The 19314-nt window shown below is 63.7% G+C and carries 18 protein-coding genes and 2 pseudogenes; 3 read left to right on the forward strand and 17 right to left on the reverse strand.

From position 1 onward, the window contains the following. Positions 1–51 precede the first annotated feature (51 nt). From sdaAA to H8S57_RS13670, 4 genes are all read right to left on the reverse strand, one after another. Positions 52–900, reverse strand: coding sequence for an L-serine ammonia-lyase, iron-sulfur-dependent, subunit alpha (gene sdaAA / locus H8S57_RS13655; protein ID WP_186908587.1), 849 nt, complete (start codon positions 898–900; stop codon positions 52–54). A 3-nt stretch (positions 901–903) separates the two neighbouring features. Continuing rightward, positions 904–1572 carry an L-serine ammonia-lyase, iron-sulfur-dependent subunit beta gene (sdaAB, locus tag H8S57_RS13660; protein WP_186908588.1) on the reverse strand — a complete coding sequence of 223 codons (669 nt, stop codon included), beginning with the start codon at positions 1570–1572 and terminating at the stop codon, positions 904–906. A 63-nt stretch (positions 1573–1635) separates the two neighbouring features. Further along, on the reverse strand, positions 1636–3192 hold the full coding sequence (locus H8S57_RS13665) for an amidohydrolase (protein WP_186908589.1): 1557 nt from the start codon (positions 3190–3192) through the stop codon (positions 1636–1638). Further along, the gene (locus H8S57_RS13670; RefSeq protein ID WP_186908590.1) at positions 3179–4498 is read right to left on the reverse strand and encodes a chloride channel protein; all 1320 of its coding nucleotides are present in this window, start codon (positions 4496–4498) and stop codon (positions 3179–3181) included. The genes H8S57_RS13665 and H8S57_RS13670 overlap by 14 nt, the downstream gene beginning before the upstream one ends. Positions 4499–4773: 275 nt before the next feature. Between H8S57_RS13670 and H8S57_RS13675 the strand changes: the two genes are divergently transcribed. Further along, positions 4774–6114: a hemolysin family protein gene (locus tag H8S57_RS13675; protein ID WP_243204832.1), complete on the forward strand. Its 1341-nt coding sequence runs from the start codon at positions 4774–4776 to the stop codon at positions 6112–6114. A gap of 171 nt (positions 6115–6285) precedes the next feature. Here the strand turns inward: H8S57_RS13675 and H8S57_RS13680 are convergent. From H8S57_RS13680 to thyA, 3 genes and pseudogenes are all read right to left on the reverse strand, one after another. Further along, positions 6286–6868 (reverse strand): annotated as a pseudogene (locus H8S57_RS13680) (NUDIX hydrolase). 1 nt (position 6869) lies between these two features. After that, positions 6870–7349, reverse strand: a complete 480-nt coding sequence (locus tag H8S57_RS13685; RefSeq protein WP_186908591.1) for a dihydrofolate reductase — start codon at positions 7347–7349, stop codon at positions 6870–6872. Between the two features lie 12 nt (positions 7350–7361). Further along, positions 7362–8192 (reverse strand): thymidylate synthase, encoded by an 831-nt coding sequence (thyA, locus tag H8S57_RS13690; RefSeq protein WP_186908592.1) that lies wholly within the window; start codon positions 8190–8192, stop codon positions 7362–7364. Positions 8193–8378: 186 nt separating this feature from the next. On the opposite strand from thyA, the gene H8S57_RS13695 reads away from it, so the two are divergent. Further along, complete coding sequence (locus H8S57_RS13695; RefSeq protein ID WP_186908593.1) at positions 8379–8879, forward strand: hypothetical protein; 501 nt, start codon at positions 8379–8381, stop codon at positions 8877–8879. A 107-nt stretch (positions 8880–8986) separates the two neighbouring features. Further along, complete coding sequence (locus H8S57_RS13700) at positions 8987–9934, forward strand: 2-hydroxyacid dehydrogenase (protein WP_186908594.1); 948 nt, start codon at positions 8987–8989, stop codon at positions 9932–9934. Between the two features lie 48 nt (positions 9935–9982). Here the strand turns inward: H8S57_RS13700 and H8S57_RS13705 are convergent, their stop codons facing one another. The 10 genes and pseudogenes from H8S57_RS13705 to H8S57_RS17435 form a co-directional block, all read right to left on the reverse strand. After that, positions 9983–10750 (reverse strand): IclR family transcriptional regulator, encoded by a 768-nt coding sequence (locus H8S57_RS13705; RefSeq protein WP_243204833.1) that lies wholly within the window; start codon positions 10748–10750, stop codon positions 9983–9985. A gap of 114 nt (positions 10751–10864) precedes the next feature. Next, on the reverse strand, positions 10865–11791 hold the full coding sequence (locus H8S57_RS13710; RefSeq protein ID WP_186908596.1) for a uroporphyrinogen decarboxylase family protein: 927 nt from the start codon (positions 11789–11791) through the stop codon (positions 10865–10867). A 73-nt stretch (positions 11792–11864) separates the two neighbouring features. Beyond that, positions 11865–12845: a D-2-hydroxyacid dehydrogenase gene (locus tag H8S57_RS13715; RefSeq protein WP_186908597.1), complete on the reverse strand. Its 981-nt coding sequence runs from the start codon at positions 12843–12845 to the stop codon at positions 11865–11867. A 13-nt stretch (positions 12846–12858) separates the two neighbouring features. Further along, the gene (locus tag H8S57_RS13720) at positions 12859–14157 is read right to left on the reverse strand and encodes a TRAP transporter large permease (RefSeq protein WP_186908598.1); all 1299 of its coding nucleotides are present in this window, start codon (positions 14155–14157) and stop codon (positions 12859–12861) included. Then, entirely contained in the window at positions 14154–14654 is a 501-nt protein-coding gene (locus tag H8S57_RS13725) for a TRAP transporter small permease (protein ID WP_186908599.1), read from the reverse strand. Before H8S57_RS13725 ends, H8S57_RS13720 begins: the two co-directional genes overlap by 4 nt. Positions 14655–14805: 151 nt before the next feature. Beyond that, positions 14806–15921, reverse strand: coding sequence for a TRAP transporter substrate-binding protein (locus H8S57_RS13730; RefSeq protein ID WP_186908600.1), 1116 nt, complete (start codon positions 15919–15921; stop codon positions 14806–14808). A gap of 193 nt (positions 15922–16114) precedes the next feature. Continuing rightward, entirely contained in the window at positions 16115–17011 is an 897-nt protein-coding gene (locus H8S57_RS13735; protein ID WP_186908601.1) for an HpcH/HpaI aldolase/citrate lyase family protein, read from the reverse strand. 76 nt (positions 17012–17087) lie between these two features. Beyond that, entirely contained in the window at positions 17088–18902 is a 1815-nt protein-coding gene (citF, locus tag H8S57_RS13740; protein WP_256176122.1) for a citrate lyase subunit alpha, read from the reverse strand. Further along, positions 18899–19180, reverse strand: coding sequence for a citrate lyase acyl carrier protein (gene citD / locus H8S57_RS13745; RefSeq protein ID WP_186908602.1), 282 nt, complete (start codon positions 19178–19180; stop codon positions 18899–18901). The genes citF and citD overlap by 4 nt, the downstream gene beginning before the upstream one ends. A gap of 13 nt (positions 19181–19193) precedes the next feature. Further along, positions 19194–19314 (reverse strand): annotated as a pseudogene (locus H8S57_RS17435) (NAD-dependent malic enzyme); the annotation flags it as partial.

Below are 19314 nucleotides of genomic sequence, written 5' to 3' on the forward strand. Positions count from 1 at the left end.
CTCCTGATCCTTCTCCGGGCGGCGCTTTGCCGCTTTTCCGCGAATCGCCCCCTACATCCCTTCCGCGATCCTTCTGCCGGTGGGTGTGGCCGCCAATCCGCCTCCGCCCGTCTCCCGCAGCGCGGCGGGCAGGGCGTCGCCCACGGCGCGCATGGCGTCAATGACCTCGTCACAGGGAATGGCGCTCTCCGCGCCGGACAGGGCCATCTCTGCACAGGACAGGGCGTTGACCGCCCCCATCACGTTGCGTTTGACGCAGGGCACCTCCACCAGCCCGGCCACCGGGTCGCACACCAGCCCCAAGGTGTTGGACAAGGCCATGGCGCAGGCATGGGCCATCTGCTCCCCCGTTCCGCCCATCACATGCACCAGCGCGGCGGCGGCCATGCCGGAGGCGGAGCCCACTTCGGCCTGACAGCCCCCCTCCGCACCGGCGATGGAGGCGCGGGTGGCGATGACCTGCCCAAAGCCCGCGGCGACATAGAGGGCCTGGATCATGACCTCGTCGCTGAGCGCGTCCCGCTCCCGCAGGGGGATGAGCACTGCGGGCAGCACGCCGCTGGCCCCCGCCGTGGGGGCGGCCACGATGCGGCGCATACAGGCGTTGCACTCCCCCGTTTTCAGCGCCGCGGCAATGATCCTGCGCAGAAAGGGCGGGCACAGGCCCGGTCCCGTCCCGTCCAGCCGGGCGCCCTCTCCCCCGCTCAGGCCGCTGGGCGAGCGGCGTGCGGGATCATAGTCCTCCAGCGGAGCCTGCATCGCCTTCCAAAGACGCTCCATCTGCGCCCAGGAATGCTCCCGCGCCACGCCCCGGTCCCGCTGGTCGTCCTCCAATACCGCCTGCCACAGGGGCGTCGTCCGGGCAGCCGCCAACAGTCCCTCAACGGATGAAAACGCCATGGCTCATTCCTCTCCTTCCAGATCCAGATAAGTCACGCTGACGATGCCGGGGCAGGCCCGCAGCTCCTCCGCCGCCGCGCCACAGATGGGCTGGTCGCTCTCGATGACCATCACCGCCAGACCGCCCCGCATATCCCGGTAGAGCTGCATCGCGGCGATATTCACCTGCCGCCGGGACAGCACGCCGGTGACTTCGGCCACCATGCCGGGCTTGTCCCGGTTGCGGATGATCAGGGTAGGCAGGTCCCCCGTAAAGCTGGCCTCCAGGCCGTCGATGGAGCAGACCTTCACCCGGCCGCCGCCCAGAGAGGAGGCCACCACCTCCATCTCCCGGCCGCTGCCGCCCTTCACCCGCAGCAGCACCGTGTTGGGGTGCGCTCCGCGCAGCACCGTCTTTCCCAGCGCGAGGTCCATCCCGGCCTCCTCCGCCAGCTCAAAGGAGCGGGGCAGGCGGGGATCGTCAGGCCGCATGCCCAGCAGCCCCGCCACCAGGGCCCGGTCGGTGCCGTGCCCCGCGCCGGTGGCCGCGAAAGACCCGTGGAGCAGCAGCTGGGCCGAAACAGGCGGTTCCCCCAGCAGCCGCCGGGTAATCCGCCCGATCCGCGCCGCCCCCGCCGTATGGGACGAAGACGGCCCCACCATGATCGGCCCCATGATATCAAACAGGTTCATACGATCGCTCCCTTCTCCCTTCCGGCAGAGCGCCCCGCCAGGCCGCCCTCCGCGCGCTTTCGTTCAGCGCGCGTATACCGTCGTTCCGTCCTTGATGGTCTCCAGCACCCAGATCTGCCGGATGGACATGGGCTCTACCGCCGTCGGGTCGCCGCTCAGGATCACCAGATCCGCCCGCTTGCCGGGGGCGATGCTCCCCCGCTCGTTCTCCATAAAATACTGGTACGCGGCGTGGATGGTGACAGCCTTGAGCGCTTCCCGCGGCGAAAGGCGCAGCTCCGGACCCAGCACCGCGCCGCGCCGGGTCACCCGGCACGCCGCGCACCACACGCTCTCCAGCATGTCCGGCTGGATGACCGGGGTATCCTGGTGCAGCGTAAAGGGCAGGCCCAGCTCCGCCGCCCAGGCCAGGGGGCTGATGGAGGCGGCCCGCCGCGCTCCGAAGTTCTCCGTGTGGACATCCCCCCAGTACCACAGGTGGGCGGCAAAAAAGGAGGGGATCATCCCCAGCCGTTTCATCCGCTCCAGCTGCTCCCTGCGGACCAGCTGGGCATGGATCATCACGCTCCGGATGCAGGCGGCTTCCACGCCGGTCTCCGCCGCTGCCCGCTCCATACAGCGCAGGTACTGTTCCGCCGCCGCGTCGCCGTTGCAGTGCGCCAGGATCTGCCGCCTGCGCTTCAGCGCCGTACGCAAAAATCCCGTCACTTCGTCGTCGGAATAGACCGGGTAGCCCCGGTAATCCGTCTCCCCTTCCTCCTGCCGCGCGTAGGGCTCCAGCATCCAGGCGGTGCGTCCCTGGGGCGACCCGTCCAGAAAGATCTTATACCCGCCGATCCCGGGCCGCTCCGCCAGGTCCGGGTCATGTTTCAAATCCGCATAGCCCACGGTGTCCACCGTCAGCCGCGCCGATGCCAGCAGATCGTACCGCCCCTGGTCGGCCAGCCCCTCCTGGGCCAGCACAATGCCGTGGGACAGGTAGGCCTGCTCCGCCGCCGCCAGGGCCTTGCACGCATCCGCCCGGGACGGCGCGGGCAGGGCGGCGCGGATGCGAAGGAAGGCGGTCTCCTCCAGGTAGCCGTTGGGCGTGCGTCCGTCGGCCTCCCGGCCGATCCTGCCGCCTTCCGGGTCCGGGGTGTCCGCGGTGATCCCCATGGCCTCCAGCGCGGCGGTGCTGGCCACCCCCATGTGGCCGGATGCGTGGGTAATGAGGACAGGGACTCCGGGCATACATTCATCCAGCACCTGCCGCGTGGGGTGCGCCCGCTCGTCCAGCACGTTGTGGTCGTAGCCAAACCCGACCGTCCACCCCTGCGGATGGGCCGCGCGGTAGTCCTGCAGGGCCGTCCGGATCTCCCGAAAGGAGCCCGCCGCCCCCAATTGGCACAGGCCCAGCGTGGAGGCCAACGCCGTGATGTGGGAGTGGGCGTCCAAAAACGCGGGCATCAGGCAGCACCCCTCCAGGTCCCGCCGCCGGGCGCCGGGGGCCAGCGCCGTCAGGGCGGCCAGCGGGCCCGCCGCGGCAATTTTTCCATCCCGGACCAGCACCGCCTCCGGGGCCGGAGCATCCTCCATGGTCAAAATGCTTCCGCCGAAAAACAGGGCCTCACTTCTGCTCATGCTCGTTCGCCTTCTTATTGATAAATTCCGGTTTGAGCTTACTATAAACGATTTTTTGTTCGCTATACAGGCCATAATAACCGGAAAGCATATAAGAAACGCCGATCGAGACGGCGAAGAGCCCCAGGCTCTGTCCGGTAAACATCCCGTAGCTGTCTCCGGCGAACAGCTCCAGGGAAAGCAGCAGGGAGGTCAGCGGGCAGTTGGTGACGCCGCAGAAGACGCTGACCATGCCCAGCCCCGCCCCAAAGGAGGGATGCAGTCCCAGCAGCGGGGCCACGGTGCAGCCGAAGGTCGCCCCGGTAAAGAAAACGGGAACGATCTCACCGCCCTTGAACCCCGCTCCCAGCGTGATGGTGGTGAAGAGCATCTTCAGAAAAAAGGCCTCGGGCCGGGCCTGACCGCCGATCGCGGCGTGGATGACCGCCTCCCCCGCGCCGTTATAGTCGTAAGTGCCCGGGTTCCACAGCCAGACCAGGAACGTCAGCCCGATCACGACGGCTCCGCCCACTGCGGCCCGCAGCACCGGCCGGGGCAGGAAACGGTCGTAGATCTTCGGCGCGGCGTGCATCAGCCGGCAGAACAGGATGGAAAGGGCGGCAAACAAAATGCCCATACCGATCACCTGTACCAGGGTCAGCGGGGTCAGATCGGGCACCCCCGCCAGGTCAAAGGCAGTGCCGGGCACGCCAAAAAACTGCGCCACCCACAGTCCGATGATGGCCGAGAGGACGCAGGGAACGATGGCGGCATAATAGAGCACGCCTACGCTGGTGACTTCCATGGCGAACATGGCCGCCGTCAGGGGCGTACCGAACAGCGCGGAAAACGCCGCCGACATGCCGCACATGGTAATGATGCGCCGGTCCTTGTCGTTCAGCCCCATCCAGTGGCCGATCTTGGAGGAGATGGAGCCGCCGATCTGAAGGATGGCCCCCTCCCGGCCGGAGGAGCCGCCCACCAGATGCGTAATAATGGTGGAAAGGAAGACCAGCGGCGCGGTACGCAGGCGCAGGGGCTGGTCCTCCCGCACGGCCACCAGCACGAAGTTGGTGCCCCGGTCCCGTTCCATCCCGCAGGCCCGGTAGAGCAGCACGATGGCCGCGCCCCCGGCGGGCAGCAGAACGATGAGCCAGTGGTGGGCCTGCCGCAGGGTGGTGGCCCAGTGAAAGCAGAAATAAAAGGCGGTGCTCACGCCGCCCACCACGATGCCGATGACGCAGGCAAAGACCACCCACTTGAGGAAGACCCCCGGCTCGTCCAGCCATCTGCGCAGCGCGCCGCGGCGCGGTTTTGCTTGGTTCATATCCGCTCACTCCGTTGTCAGGATTACATATGGGGCCTGCGCGGCGGAAGCGCCGCGTTGCCGCCCGGATCCCACAGATGCCAACCCGTTCGCTGCGGAAGCCCGCAGGGCGGGAACGCAGCGTGCCGGGCAAGCGGCATAACAGCCGCATCGCGGCTATTATACCATGCATCCCAAGTTTTTTCTTCATTTATATAGATTTTTTTCGCAAACATGGTATACTGAATTTTGTATCGCATCCAATTTGTCCCGTATTTTTTAAGGAGGAATTTGTTTTGCAACCCCCGTTATGGCCGCAGCTGCTCTTACAAGTCGTACTCATCGCCCTCAACGCCTTTTTCGCCGCCACGGAAATCGCCGTCCTCTCCCTGAATGAGGCGGTGGTCCGCCGCCAGGCCGAGGAGGGCGACAAAAAGGCCGTCCGCCTGCTGGCGATCGTGGAGACGCCCACCCGCTTCCTCTCCACCATCCAGATCGGCATCACCCTGGCGGGCTTTCTGGGTTCGGCTTTCGCCGCGGACAACTTTGCCGGACGCATCACCCGCTTTTTTACCGTTCAGTACGCCCTGCCCGACGCCGCCGCCGGGGCGGTCCACACCCTGTCGGTCATCCTCATCACCGTGATCCTCTCCTTCTTTACCCTGGTCTTCGGGGAGCTGGTGCCCAAGCGCATCGCCATGAAGAAGAGCGAGCCGGTGGCCCGCTTTGCCTGCGGTGTGGTAAGCGCGCTGTCGGTGGCCATGCGCCCGCTCATCTGGCTTTTGACCGTCTCCACCAACGGCGTGCTCCGTCTGGTACATATCGACCCCAACGAGGAGGGCGATGAGGTATCGGAAGAGGGCATCCGCATGATGGTGGATATCGGCGAGGAGCAGGGCGCCATTGAGTCCGGCGAAAAAGAAATGATCGAGAATATTTTTGAGTTCAACAACACCACCGCCGAGGACGTAATGGTCCACCGCACCGATATGGTGATGCTCTGGGCGGAGGACACGGCGGAGGAGATCGAGCAGACCATCGAGGACTCCGGCCTGTCCCGGTTCCCGGTGTACGAGGAGGACGCCGACGATATCATCGGCATCCTCAACACCCGGGATTGGCTGCTCAACGCCCGCAAACCCGCCCCCAAACCCCTTCGCCAGCTGCTGCGCCCGGCCTATTTCGTGCCCGAGTCGGTGCGGGCCGACATTCTGTTCCGCGACATGCAGAGCAAGAAGGTGCACCTGTCCATCGTGGTGGACGAGTATGGCGGCACCTCGGGTCTGGTGACCATGGAGGACCTGCTGGAGGAGATCGTGGGCAATATCTACGACGAGTTCGACCCGTTGGAGGACCAGGAGATCGTGCCTCTGGGCGACAATCTGTGGCGGATCGCCGGCGGGGCCGATCTGGACGACGTAGCCCAGGCGCTGGACGTGCAGTTCCCTGAGGACGAGGATACCGAGACCCTGGGCGGTCTGGTCTTTGCCCAGCTTTCCGTCATTCCCGAGGACGGCAGCCACCCGGAGGTGGATGCCTGCGGTCTGCACATCAAGGTAGAGGAACTCACCGACCGCCGGGTGGAGTGGGCCCTGGTATCCAAGCTGCCCCCCACGGAAGCGAAAGACGGCGACTGACGCCGTGTCTTCGGCGCGGCGATCGGCTCCAAAGGCCCGGCACGCTGCGCGCGGTCAAACGCTGTTCCGGCGCTTGACCGGAGTTGGACCGGATGGGAACGGATGCAAACCCGTGCGCGGCTCAGTTTGAGCCGCGCACGGGTTTTCTCGTTCCAGCCGCCCGCCGTCTTCCTATGCGCGGCCGGTCTCCCGGCCCAGCAGCGCCCTGGCGCGGGCGAGCAGCTTGGTATACACCCCGTCCATCTGCCACTCCCGGGTGTATTCCAGCAGACGCTCCGCCGGGAGCCAGCCCACCCGGGTATTCTCCCCCTCCCGGGCCCGGAGCGGATCGGTTTCATCGGCCACCAGAAGATAGGAGACGTTCAGATGCTGGTGGGCGCATACATACCGCCCCCCCCTTCACGTGGCCCCAGACGGGCAGGATATCCACCGAGGCGATCTGTGCGGACAGGGGCCGGACATGCTCCACGCCGGTCTCCTCCCGCGCCTCCCGCAGGGCCACCGCCAGCAGGTCGGCTTCCCCGTCGGCATGGCCGCCGGTCCAGGCCCACACCCGGTAGAGGTTATGGTGGGCCATCAGCACTTTGGAGGCGTCGGCGTTGACCACGAAACCCGAGCTGGTCATGTGGGCGATCGCGTTGTCCCGGGTGAGGATATTGTCGGGAAAACGGCGGATATACTCCAGGATCATCCGCCGGTCCGCGTCCTCCTGCTCGTTTTGGGGCGAATAGGCCCGCAGCGCGTCGGCATACATACTAAGGCCTCCTGCGATAGGTCACATAGCGGAAGACGAGCCCCTCGTGCTCCAGCGGAGCCTCCGCCCCGGCCACGTACCAGTCCGCCCGCCGGTCCAGGTCGGGGAAAAAGGAGTCGGCGGGCCAGGCGGCGTCGATCCTGGTCACATAGGCGGTGTCGCAGGCGTCCAGCAGGGCGCGGTATACGCTCTCCCCGCCGATGACGAAGGCGTCCGCCGGGGCGGCCCTGCGCAGGGCGTCCAGGTCCTGAAAGACCTCCGCCCCCTCGATCTCCAGTCCCGCCTGCCGGGAGAGCACCAGGTTCCGGCGCCCCTTCAGAGGCCGTGCGCCGGGAAAGGTGGCCAGGGTCTTCCGGCCGAAAATCACCGTGTGTCCGGTGGTCAGGGCCTGGAAGCGCTTGAGGTCGGCCGGGAGATAGCACAGCTGATCCCCGTCCTTTCCAATGGCCCAGTTCCGGTCCGCCGCTACGATCAGATTCATGCGCCCGCCCCCTTACACCGCCACCGGGATGGGCGTATCCAGCGGATGGAACTGATAGCCCTCCAGCTTTATGCTGGCGGGGGCAAAGCGGTAAAAGTCCTCCACCGCCGGATCCAGCCGCAGCCGGGGAGCCGGGTAAGGCTTGCGGGCAATGATCTCCTCCACCACCGGCACGTGCCGGTCATAGATATGCGCGTCCGCGATCACATGGACCAGCTCCCCCGGTACCAGGCCGGAGACCTGGGCCAGCATGTGCACCAGGGCGGCGTACTGCATCACGTTCCAGCCGTTGGCGGTGAGCATATCCTGACTGCGCTGGTTCAGGATGGCGTTGAGGGTCCTGCCCGAGACATTGAAGGTCATGGAATAGGCGCAGGGGTACAGGGCCATCTCGTGTAGGTCGTGGTGGTTGTAGAGATTGGTCAGGATACGCCGGGAGGCAGGGTTATGCTTCAGGTCGTAGAGCACCCGGTCCACCTGGTCGAACTCCCCCTCGGGGTAGCGGTGCTTCACCCCCAGTTGGTAGCCGTAGGCCTTTCCGATACAGCCGCTCCCGTCGGCCCAGGCGTCCCAGATGTGGCTGTTCAAATCATGGACATTGTTGGATTTTTTCTGCCAGATCCACAAAAGCTCGTCCACCGCGCTTTTGAACGCCATGCGGCGGATGGTCTGGACCGGGAACTCCTCCCGCAGGTCGTAGCGGTTGACGATGCCGAAGCGCTTCACGGTATGGGCGGGGGCGCCATCCTCCCACCGGGGGCGCACCTCCAGATCGGTATCCCAAACGCCGTGGCTCAGGATCTCCTTGCAGTTTTGGATGAACAGCTCGTCTGCGCGGCTCATGTACATTCCTCCCGGGTTTCCTTGATTGGGTCATCCCATGGCATTACACGGCATACGCCCGCCGGAAGTACGGCAGGCGTACTGCCCCGGATTCACCGAGGGTATCATAACACAAAAAATTGCAATTGGGTAGAGGTCGTGATAGGATAGAATCAATTGAGCTTCATCTGCTTGGGAGGCAACGCTATGAAGGATCATCCGGAAGAAAAACGCGGCCGCAGGTGGCTGGCGGCCCTGCTGCTTCTGAACCTGCTTTTGACCGCGCTGGAACGGACGCTGCCCGTCTGGCCGTACCGGAGCGGCCCTGTGCTCCTGCTTACGGCCGCCGGACTGCTGCCCACGGCGGTGGTGCTCTGGGGACTGCTCCGGGGCAGCTGGCCCGCCCTGGCGGTGTTCTGTATCGGCGCGGTCCGGGGCGTGGGCGATCTGGTGGGGCTGCTCCAATTCGGCGGCGTTTCCGCCCTCGACCGGGCGACCGCTTTGACGCTGGTCGTCCTGCTCTCCCGCATCACGGTTCTGCTGGCCCTTTTCCGGCAGGACGACGTCAGCCGCTACTGGGAGCGGCGCCGCCTGCGCCGCCGCCGCGGGGACCTGGTCCTGGAGGCCGTTCTGTTTTTGTCGGCCCTTGTCCTGCCCCTCCTGCTGGGGGCGCTGCTGCAAGGCGCGTTTTCCTCCGGAAACCTTTGACGCTGCGGGAAAAAGGGCTTGTCAAGGGGCAAAAAAGGTGATATAATAAAACTACATTTTAATGTATGAAATTTACAGCGTGTAAACGACAGGAGGATGCTTCCCGGATGAACATTGTTTTGCTGGAATCCCTGGGCGTGCCGGACCAGATCCTGAACGCCTGCGCCAAGCCCCTGGTGGATGCGGGGCACACGTTCCAGGCCTACCCCAAGGACACCGATCCCCAGGTGCAGATCGAGCGCGCCAAGGCCGCCGACGTGATCATGATCGCCAATATGCCGCTGAAGGGCGAGGTCATTTCCGCCTGCCCGGAGCTGAAGTTCATCGACGTGGCCTTCACCGGCGTGGACCACGTGGACCTGGACGCCTGCCGCGCCAAGGGCGTGAAGGTATCCAACGCCGCCGGCTATTCCAACCAGGCCGTTGCGGAGCTGGTGATCTGCATGGCCCTCTCTCTGCTGCGCAACGTTCCCCAGGTGGAGGCGCGCTGCCGCGCCGGGCAGACCAAGGACGGTCTGGTGGGCTGCGAGCTGCAGGGCAAGACGGTGGGCATCGTGGGCGTAGGGGCCATCGGCCGGCGTACGGCGGAATTGTTCCACGCCTTTGGCTGCAGGGTGCTGGGCAATAAGCGGCACGTCAAGGGGGACGAGCCCTCCTTCATCCAGTTCGTCTCCCTGGACGAACTGCTGGCGCAGTCGGACCTCGTCTCCCTCCACTGTCCGCTGAACGAATCCTCCAAGGGCCTGATCGGCAAGGAGAACATCGCCAAAATGAAGCAGGGCGCGCTGCTTATCAATGCCGCCCGGGGCCCGGTGGTGGACTCCCAGGCCCTGGCCGACGCGCTGAACAGCGGCTATCTGGGCGGCGCCGGGATCGACGTGTTCGAAGTGGAGCCCCCTCTGTCCGCCGACCATCCCCTGCTCCACAGCAAGAACACCATCGTTACCCCCCACGTGGCCTTCGCCTCCGCCGAATCCATGGAGGAGCGCTGCAAGATTGTATTCGACTCGCTCCAGCAGTGGATCGCGGGCCGTCAAATCAACGTGATCCTGTAACAAAGCCCCCGCCCACGGAATTCCGTGGGCGGGGGTTTTCGCTGCCGTTCACATGGCGTCATAGGCCAGGGCCTTGGAGATTTGGGCCGCCGTCCCCGTGACCACGGGGGCTACCTCCCGGATATGCTCCATCGTCATCCGGGAGATGGGCCCGGAAATGCTGATCCCGGCCACGATCCGGCCGGTATAATCCCGAACGGGCGCGGCCACGCAGCGGGCCCCCAGTTCGCACTCCTCATCATCCAGGGCATAGCCCTGGCCGCGGATCTCCTCCAGCTTAGCCGCCAGGGCCTGTTTGGTGACCAGGGTATTGGGGGTCAGTGCAGGCAGTCCCTTGGCGGCTATGTATTCGTCCAGCTGCTCCTCGCTGTAATTCAGCAGCAGCAGCTTGCCGATGCCGGTGGAGTGCATGGGCGCCCGTTTTCCGATCCGCTGCATGATCTTGAGCATACTGTCCGGGCCGTCCACCACATCGGTATAGACCACTTCCATGTCCTCCTCGATGGCCAGACAGGAGGCCTCGCGGCACTCCCGGGACAGCTCCGCCAGCAGGGGATGCACGATATCCCGCAGGCTCACCTGCTCACAGACCCGGCTGCCGATCTGTGCGAATTTCAGCGACAGGGAATAGCGCAGGCTGTGGGGATCCTGGTTCACGTAGCCGTACACCAGCAGCGTATTGAGCATCCGCAGGACCGTGCTGGCCGGCATGCCGCATCCGGCCGCCACATCCTGCAGGCGCATGGGCTGCCGCTCATGCGCCATGATCTCGATGATCTGGAGCACCTTTTCCACTGATTGATTGAGTTTTGACAATTTGGCCGTCATGTTCCCTCTACACCCTTCACTTCATTTCATTACGTAAAACTTTAGCACAATTTTTCCAAGCACGCAAGTGTAAAGGAACTCTTGGGGCAGAAATAAATCCGCTCAGCTTCTCCGGAGGCGCCCATAGGTGCGTATTTCATCCCGCAGGATGGCCGGATCCAGTTTCAGCTTCATAGGATACAAATCCCACAGCAGCAGATTGTTCCTGCCGCCCAACGTGTCGATGTAATAACGCACCACCGCGCGGGCCTCCTCCTCCGTACAGAAGTCAAATTTCTGCATATCCATGTTGGAGGAGAAGCCCAGCCGGTCCCCGTACTGCGCATAGAGCGCGGGCAGGTCACAGCAGGGCATCACCGAATCCCAGGTATCCGCGCCGAGCGCTGCGAAGCGCCCCACCAGCGGGTCCACCTTTCCGCAGGAGTGGAAGACGAACACCTTGCCCCGCGCATGCACATAGTCCGCGATCCGTTTCAGAGAAGGCAGGAAGAAGGCATCAAAGATCTCCGGGGAAAAGAACAGGCTGGTCTGGGTACCATAATCGTCCCGGTAATCCACGATATCCGGATCATACAGGTCGATCAGCCTTTCCATGAGCTTCAGACGGAAATCGGTCAGCGCCCCGATCAGCTCCAGCGTTGCCTCCGGGTCGTCATAGAAGGAGGTCGCGCCATATTCAAATCCCAGCAGGGAGTGCAGGCGCTCAAACAGGCCCTGAGACAGGGAAAGCCACAGCGCCTTGCTTTCCCGCTCCAGTCCGGGCAGGAGCCGTTCGGCCTCCGTCTTCCAGTCGATGGCGTCCAGGTCCGGAAATACCACCCGCTCCTTCCACTCCGATATGTCCTCGAACAGCGGCTCGTTCAGCGGGGAAAAATCCCGCCAGCGCACGCCGAACCAGTCCAGCCCCTCCTTTACCTTGTCCCGGGACTGGGGTACTGTGAAAAAGCGCACGCTGTCTGTAATGTTGGCGATCCACTCCGCCTTCCCGTCGTGCCGGAGTGCATGCAGGACATTTTCCTTTTCCGTCATTGCTGACCACGCTCCCTTCGTTATACATGGCCGCAGGGGCAGGGGCCGCTTCGGTCCCTGCCCCTGCCGGTGCTCAGTACTTTCGCTTCAGGTCGATCTCGTTGAACAGAGGCTCGCCCTGTTCAAAATGCTTCAGGTTCTCGCAGAACTGCTCCATGGCCCGGTCCATATAGAGGGTGCTGTCCGCCGCACAGTGGGGCGTAAGGATCACCTGTTCCATGTCCCACAGGGGGCTGTCCGCAGGCAGCGGCTCCGGATCCACGGCGTCCAGGGCGGCGCCGCCGATGATGCCCTTCTGGAGCGCTTCTACCAGCGCTTCGGTATCCACCACAGGCCCGCGTGCAATGTTGATGAGCACGCCGGTGGGTTTCATTTTGGCCAGCTGCGCCGCGCCGATCATGCCCCGTGTGGCGTCGGTCAGGGGCGTGAGGATCACCACGAAGTCGGAGGCGGCCAGCACCGTGTCCAGTTCCGTGTTGGGGTAGACCCGGTCATAGTGCTCCAGGGGCGTAACGGTACGCTTGACGCCCAGTACCGTCATATCCATGCTCTTGCAGAGCCGGGCCACCTCGCCGGCGATGGCGCCCGCGCCGATGATGCCCACGGTCAGGCCGGTGGGTTCCATAAAGGTGACGGTGGTCTTGTCCCACACATGCTCGCGCTGTTGGCGCAGCATGGTTGGGAAATGCCGCAGAAATGAGATGATGTACCCCATGGTGGTCACGCCCATGGTCTTGCCGTGAATGCCCTTGGCGTTGGTCAGACGCACCGGCAGATCGGAGATGGGACCGTCCATGATGGGGTTGACGCCGGCGGAAAAGGAGTTGATCCATTTCAGCCGTTTGGAAGATGCGCACCATGCCTCAGGCATCCTGCCGCTTCCGCCCCAGAGGAAAAGGACCTCGGCGTCCACGCCGTCGGCCAAAGCCTCCTCCTCGGTCTGGTAGTAGTACACCTTGCCGGAGCAGGCGGCCTGGACCGCATCCAGATGCCGCCGCTCCACCTTCATGGGGATGTCGGGCCGGTGCCCGAAGAGGATCAATACGTCTGCCATCGTTTTCTTCTCCTTATACGACAAACATGGTCAGGGGTTCCACATACACCAGCAGGAACAGGATGGCGATCATCAAAAGTACGAAGGGGAATATCTTTTTGACCAGATTCGTCATACTGACCTTCGCCACGTCCATCGCGGTGAACAGGCAGGTGCCGAAGGGCGGGGTCACAAAGCCGATGCACACCGCCACGCACATGCAGATGCCGAAATGGAGGGCGTTGATGCCCACGGCATTGCAGATGGGCAGGAAAATGGGGATGGTGATCAGCATGATGGGAGTGGCGTCCATGAGGCAGCCCATCACCAGCAGCACCGCGATCATGATGAAGTACAGCACGGCGCGGCTGTCGGAGATGCTCATGAGCACGTCCAGGATGATCTGGGGCACGCGGGCGTAGGAGATGACCCAGGCGAACAGTCCGGCGGCAGCCACGATGTACATGACCTTGGCGGTACTCTTGGCGGAGCCCAGCAGCACCTTGCCGATATCGCGGATCTTCAGTTCCCGGTAGACAAAGATGCCGATGATAAAGGAATAGATGACCGCGATGACCGACGCCTCGGTGGGGGTGCAGAAACCGGAGAAAATGGCGCCCAGGATGATGACGGGAGAACCCAGGGCGGGGATCGCGCCCACCACCGTCTTGAATACCTTACTCCCCGTGAGCTTTTCGCCCTCCCCCATGTTCAGGCAGGCGGTCTTGGACAGGCCCTTATAGCCGCGCTTCTTGCAGTAGAAGAAGCTCAGCACGCACAGGCCGAGCGCCAGGATGAGGCCGGCGGGGATGCCCATCAGGTACAGCGAGGAAATGGACGTATTGGTGTTGGCCGCATAGATGATCATGGCGGTGCTGGGCGGGATGATGGGGCCCAGTACGGAGCCGGCCGCCACGATGGCGGCGGAGAAGGACCGGTCATAGCCGGCTTCGTCCATGAAGGGGATCATAATGGCGCCCACGGTGACGCAGCAGGCCATGGCGGAACCGGTCATGGCGGCAAACAGGGCGCAGACAATGATGGTTACGTAGGCCAGGCCGCCGGTAATGTTGCCCACCACCAGGTTGGCCACCCGTACCAGGCGCTTTGCAATCCCGCCTTTGGCCATCAGGTCGCCGGCCAGAATGAAGAATGGGATGCACATGAGGGCCACCACATCCACACCGGCAAACATCCGCTGGATAACAGTGGAGGTGGGAATGCCCTCCAGGATAATAAAGATGACTGAGGACAGGCCCAGCGTGGTGGCCACCGGCACGCCGATGACCAGCAGGACCACGGCCAGAATAAAGAACAGCGCGACAGAGTTCATGCCTGCTCCCCTCCCTTCTCAGGCTGTTTGGCAAAGACCAGGATCAGGCGGAACAGATAGGCCACTACCATCAGTATGGTGACCACGGGGAAGATCCCGTAAACGATCCCCATGTTGATATCCATGTTGGAGGAGACGGCCTTGGAGGCCAGGGCCACCTGGGGGAAGCTGTAGTAGGCCAGCATCACGGAAAAGATCAGCCCCACAATGTCTTGCAGAACCAGCACGATCTTCTTCCCCAGACCGTGCACCAGGTCCTCGATGACGGTGACCTTGATATGTTCGTCATTGAAGATGATCTCAGTGGCGCCGATAAAGACCATCCAGATCATGCAGTACCGGGCGGATTCCTCCGACCAGACGAAGCTCTTGTGGAAGATGTATCGGGCTCCTACTTGGATGCCCAGGGACACGACCATCCAGATGAACAGGACGACCATGACGACCCTCATGATCTTGGTCAGCACATCACTGACCTTTTGCAGCGTGGAAACCATGCACGCGCTCCTTTCTCGACCTTTGGCTTAAGCAAGCGCCGGATCGTCCTGCACGGCAGGGATCCTCGGCGCTTCCTAAAAAATTGGGACAGGCGCGACGCAACCGACGCGCGCCTGTCCCAAGGCTGAACGATCTCTCTTTTTCTTCGGATCAGCCGGCCAGAGCCTGGATCTGCTCCACATAGGAGCCGGCGGAGTGGTTGGCGGTGAAGTCCTCATACAGGGGCTGCACCGCGTCAATGAAGGACTGCTTGTCCACGTCTTTGGTGACGACGGCGCCCTCGGACTCCATGGTGGCCAGCAGCTCGTCGTTCTCCACGCGCAGGGCCTCGGTCCGCTCGGCGGCGGCCTCCTGGGCGGCGGCAAGGATGTCGGCCTGCAGGTCGGCGCTCAGCCCCTCGAACAGGGCGTTATTGATGGTCAGGCCGTTGAAGTGGACGGCGTGCTCGGTGATGGAGATATACTTGGCAAACTCATAGTAGCGGTCGGCGTACTGCACGTTGTGCACGTTGTCGCAGCCGTCGATGGTGCCCTGCTGCAGGGCGGTCAGCACCTCGGGCCCGGCGATGATCTGGGGATTGGCGCCCCAGGCCTCATACTGAGCGCGGTAGATGGGGCTGTCGGTGACGCGGATCTTGGTGCCGGCGATGTCGGCGGGAGTCTTGACGGGGCCGGTGCACATATCCATGTTGCGGAAGCCCACGGCCTGCATGCACAGCATGCGCGCGCCGGTGGAGGTCAGGCTGTCCAGCAGCTGCTGGCAGATGTCAGAGGCCAGGAAGGCGTTGATGTGATCGTAATCCTGGAACAGGTAAGGCAGATCCAGCACCTGGAAGATTTCATCGTAGTTGGAGATAATGGGCGTGTTGTTCACGGCCATATCCAGAGTGCCGGCGATCACGCTCTCAAAGGACTCACGGTCGTTGCCCAGCACGCCGCCGCCATAGATGACCACGTCCACAGCGCCGCCGGTCTTCTCTTCGACGATGCGCTCAAAGGCGATGGCCAGCTGGGCCAGCTGGTTGGTGTCGTTGCCGGCAAAGTGGGAAAGCTTCAGCTCCAGCGGGTTTTCAGCGGAGTAGTCGCCGTAGTCCTTGTCGCCGGTGGAAGGAGCGGTGGTCTCGGGCGCGGTGGTCTCAGGCGCGCTTGTCTCGGGCGCAGTGGTGGAGGGCGTGTTGCCGGTGCCGGCGCCGTTGCCGCAGGCCGCCAGGGCGAGGGCCATAACCAGCGCCAGGATCAATGCCAGGATGCGGTTCGTCCTTTTCATTTTGTTGTTCCCCCTTAAATTTTACCAAATGAAACTAAGTTTCATTTGCTGTGGCTATTATATCGCTTTCGTCCCTTTTTTGTCAAGGCGGGCGGATAAAATTGCCACCGGCATTTCTCCTAAAATCTAAGTCGATTTTTTGTAGTAAACTCCAATTTCTATAAGTGAAACGCCGGTGGCTCTGTCACAGTTGTTATTTCCGCTTGGCTTCCTTGGCCTGGATGGCCTCATAGCGCTCGATGGTCTCGCAGGCGGACACATACACAGGGGTATCCACCATGCCGCCGTCCATGGATACGGAGGCCAGGCCCTTGGCCAGGCCCTCTTCCTCAAAGAATTTCTTCACCTTGCGGGCATGGGCGACCGCCTCGTCAGTGGGGCTGTACAGACGGTGGGCAACAGGGATCTGGCTGGGATGGATGATCATGCGGCCCTCGTAGCCCATATCGATGCCGTCCAGGGTATTCTGCTCAAAGTCGGCCATGTTGGAGAAGTCGGCAAAGGGGGCGTCCAGGGCGGTCAGGCCGGCGCTGCGGGCGGCGATGGCCACGATGGAGCGGGCCACCTTCTGCTCGGCGGCCAGGTTGGTGCGCTTGATGCGCATGTCGGCGCAGTAATCCACGGCGCCGAAGAAGGCGGAGACCAGGCGCTTGGAGGCGGTGCAGATCTCATAGGCGTTCATGATGCCGGAGGCGGTCTCCAGCAGCACGCTCATCTTCACGCTGCCCTCGGGCATGCCGTAGCGGTACTCCATCTCGCTGATCTTCCAGTCCAGCCGCTTCACGTCGTCGGCATTGCGGGTCTTGGGCAGGGTGATGCCGTTCAGGCCGGGACGCACAACGGCCTCCAGGTCGTCGTTGGTCCACTCGGTGTGCCAGCCGTTGATGCGGACATACACCTCGCTGCCGCCCTCGGCAGCCATCTTCAGGCTCTCCGCGGTCATCTTGCGGGCGTTTGCCTTCTCCTGAGGGGGCACCGCATCCTCGATATCAAAGGTCACGATATCCGCGCCGGAGGTGGGGGCCTTTGCGATGAAGCGGGGGTTGTTGCCGGGGATGTACAGGCTGGTACGCATGACGTCGTTCAACATGGTAATTTCCTCCTAAAAAATATTATTTTGTATAGTGAAATCAGATCCGCAAAAAAAGAGGCCGCCGGGAGCGCCGCTATTTGGGCTGCCGCACCACGTCGATCACCGTGCCGTCCCGGTACTCCACCACCCCGATGATCCGGTCGGTGAATTCCTGGGGCGCCGGCGTCCCGGTCAGGTGCTCCCCGATGCGCCGGAGCGTATGGATGTCCACCAGGGGCAGTCCGCTGTCCCTGAGCCGCTCCAGCAGATCCGTCCGCCTGGGGTTGACGGCCACGCCGTACTCGGTGACCAGCACATCCACGGTCTCTCCGGGGGTGGTGATGGTGGTCACCCGGTCCCGGACCACGCACAGGCGGCCCTTGAGGAGATTGGTGACGATGATGGTGAGCTTGGCGCCCGCCGCGCAGTCGTTATGGCCGCCGGAGGCGCCCAGGATCACGCCGTCGGAGCCGGTGATCACGTTGACATTGAAGTCGGTATCGATCTCGGTGGCGCCCAGGATCATGACATCCAGGTTATTGACGATGCAGCCCTTGGTGTGGGGGTTGCCGTACAGGGAGGCGCTCATGGCCATATGGCGGGGATCCTCCGCCGCAGACCGGATGGCGTCCAGGTCGAAGCACTGTACATCGAACAGGGCGCGGAACAGGCCCTCCTGAAGCATCTTGACAAAGTAGGAATGGATCCCGCCGGAGCCGAATGCGCCCACCACGCCCTTCTCCTTCATATACTCCCGCACCTCGGCGGCCACGGCCAGGGAGGTCCCGCCCGCGCCGGTCTGGAAGGTCATGCCGTCCTTGATATAGCCCGCCTGGTCGATGAGCCGGGCGGCGTCGCGGGCGATGCGCAGGTTTACCGGGTCGGTGGTGATTTTGGTGGTACCGGAGACAATGCCGTTGGGATCGCCGATGGAGTCCACTTTTACCACGTAATCCACCAGGTTCTGGCCGATCTCGATGGGGCAGGCGGGGTAGGGCACCAGGTTGTCGGTGACCGCCACCACGGTATCGGCAAACTCCGCGTCGGCATAGGCATAGGAAAGATAGCCGCAGGCGGAGGGGCCGTGGGTCCCGTTCAGGTTGCCCATCTCGTCGCAGGTCGGCGCGGCGATAAAGGCCACGTCCACATGCATCTCGCCGCTCTCAACGGCACGGGGCCGGCCGCCGTGGCTGCGGAGGATGGCGGGCTTGCGCAGCTTGCCCTGCGAAATGGCCCGGGCCACCGGGCCGGGGTTGAAGGTATTGACGGAGATCTGGGTGATGACCCCGGACTCGATCAGCGGCACCAGAGGTTCATGGCAGGCAAAGATGCCGGAGGCCGCCAGGTGGATGTCCTGGAAGCCCATGTCCGCAATGGTCTGCATGACCAGATTGGTCACCTTGTCCCCATTGCGCAGGTGATGGTGGAAGGAGACCGTCATGCCGTCCTTCAAGCCGGAGCGCCGGATGGCCTCCTGCAGGGCGACCACCTTCTGCTCTCCGGGCGTCCGGGATTTGACCCGGGCGCCGGTGCGCCGGCGCTCGCCCACGTGGGCAAAGGCGCCGCTGAAATGCTCCACCCGCCCGTAATACTCGATGTAGTCGGGGACCGCCCGATCCGGCGCAGTCCGCCCGGGCGCCGGCACATCGTCGGCACGCGGGAACGAACGCGGCGGTACGCGCCCCAGCTCCGGCGCGCCGCCCGGTTGGGCGGGCGCGCGGCGGAGAAAGACCTCCATCCCGCTGTAATCCAGAAATGCGAGGGCCTCCTCGGTCAAAAGCTCCGCGGCGTCCCGCTCCGCCTCGTCCACACTCTCCCAGAGATCGATGACCACTTCCCGCTCCCCCCGCAGGGGGGCGTTGATGAGGGCCTTGGGGTCGTTGCCGCAGATGGTAAACCGTTGGCTCACGACGCAGCCCCCCCCTTCGCACGGCGCAGGGCACAGCGTACCCGGGCCCGGATCGCAAAATCCAGCGCGCCGCCGCCGTCCCTGACCTCGATCCGGGCGGCGTCGACCCCCTCGTCGGCCGCCGCCTGGCGCACCGCACGCTCGATCTGGGCGCCGAATTGCTTTGCAATGATAGGCTTTGCCAGGAGCTTGACCGTCAGTTCTTCGGCAGGCGACACCGTGACCAGCACGTCGCTCTTGTTCTCGCTGCCCGCCTGGGCGCTGGTGTTCAGCTTCATAGGCGCCTCCCTTTTAGATGCGGGCCACGCCGCTGTCGCGGGCGGCCCGGGCCACGGCGGCGGCCACCGTCCTGCCCACCCGGGGGTCGAAGGCGGCGGGGATGATGTAATCGGCGTTCAGCTCTTCGTCTGAA

Source organism: Lawsonibacter hominis (assembly GCF_014287895.1).
Lineage (GTDB): Bacteria > Bacillota > Clostridia > Oscillospirales > Oscillospiraceae > Lawsonibacter_A > Lawsonibacter_A hominis.

Coding starts and splice junctions, on each gene's coding strand:
- sdaAA (WP_186908587.1), bottom strand. CDS start 900: ATGGCGTTTTCATCCGTTGAGGGACTGTTGGCGGCTGCCCGGACGACG.
- sdaAB (WP_186908588.1), bottom strand. CDS start 1,572: ATGAACCTGTTTGATATCATGGGGCCGATCATGGTGGGGCCGTCTTCG.
- H8S57_RS13665 (WP_186908589.1), bottom strand. CDS start 3,192: ATGAGCAGAAGTGAGGCCCTGTTTTTCGGCGGAAGCATTTTGACCATG.
- H8S57_RS13670 (WP_186908590.1), bottom strand. CDS start 4,498: ATGAACCAAGCAAAACCGCGCCGCGGCGCGCTGCGCAGATGGCTGGAC.
- H8S57_RS13685 (WP_186908591.1), bottom strand. CDS start 7,349: ATGAATCTGATCGTAGCGGCGGACCGGAACTGGGCCATTGGAAAGGAC.
- thyA (WP_186908592.1), bottom strand. CDS start 8,192: ATGAGCCGCGCAGACGAGCTGTTCATCCAAAACTGCAAGGAGATCCTG.
- H8S57_RS13695 (WP_186908593.1), top strand. CDS start 8,379: ATGAAGGATCATCCGGAAGAAAAACGCGGCCGCAGGTGGCTGGCGGCC.
- H8S57_RS13700 (WP_186908594.1), top strand. CDS start 8,987: ATGAACATTGTTTTGCTGGAATCCCTGGGCGTGCCGGACCAGATCCTG.
- H8S57_RS13710 (WP_186908596.1), bottom strand. CDS start 11,791: ATGACGGAAAAGGAAAATGTCCTGCATGCACTCCGGCACGACGGGAAG.
- H8S57_RS13715 (WP_186908597.1), bottom strand. CDS start 12,845: ATGGCAGACGTATTGATCCTCTTCGGGCACCGGCCCGACATCCCCATG.
- H8S57_RS13720 (WP_186908598.1), bottom strand. CDS start 14,157: ATGAACTCTGTCGCGCTGTTCTTTATTCTGGCCGTGGTCCTGCTGGTC.
- H8S57_RS13725 (WP_186908599.1), bottom strand. CDS start 14,654: ATGGTTTCCACGCTGCAAAAGGTCAGTGATGTGCTGACCAAGATCATG.
- H8S57_RS13730 (WP_186908600.1), bottom strand. CDS start 15,921: ATGAAAAGGACGAACCGCATCCTGGCATTGATCCTGGCGCTGGTTATG.
- H8S57_RS13735 (WP_186908601.1), bottom strand. CDS start 17,011: ATGTTGAACGACGTCATGCGTACCAGCCTGTACATCCCCGGCAACAAC.
- citD (WP_186908602.1), bottom strand. CDS start 19,180: ATGAAGCTGAACACCAGCGCCCAGGCGGGCAGCGAGAACAAGAGCGAC.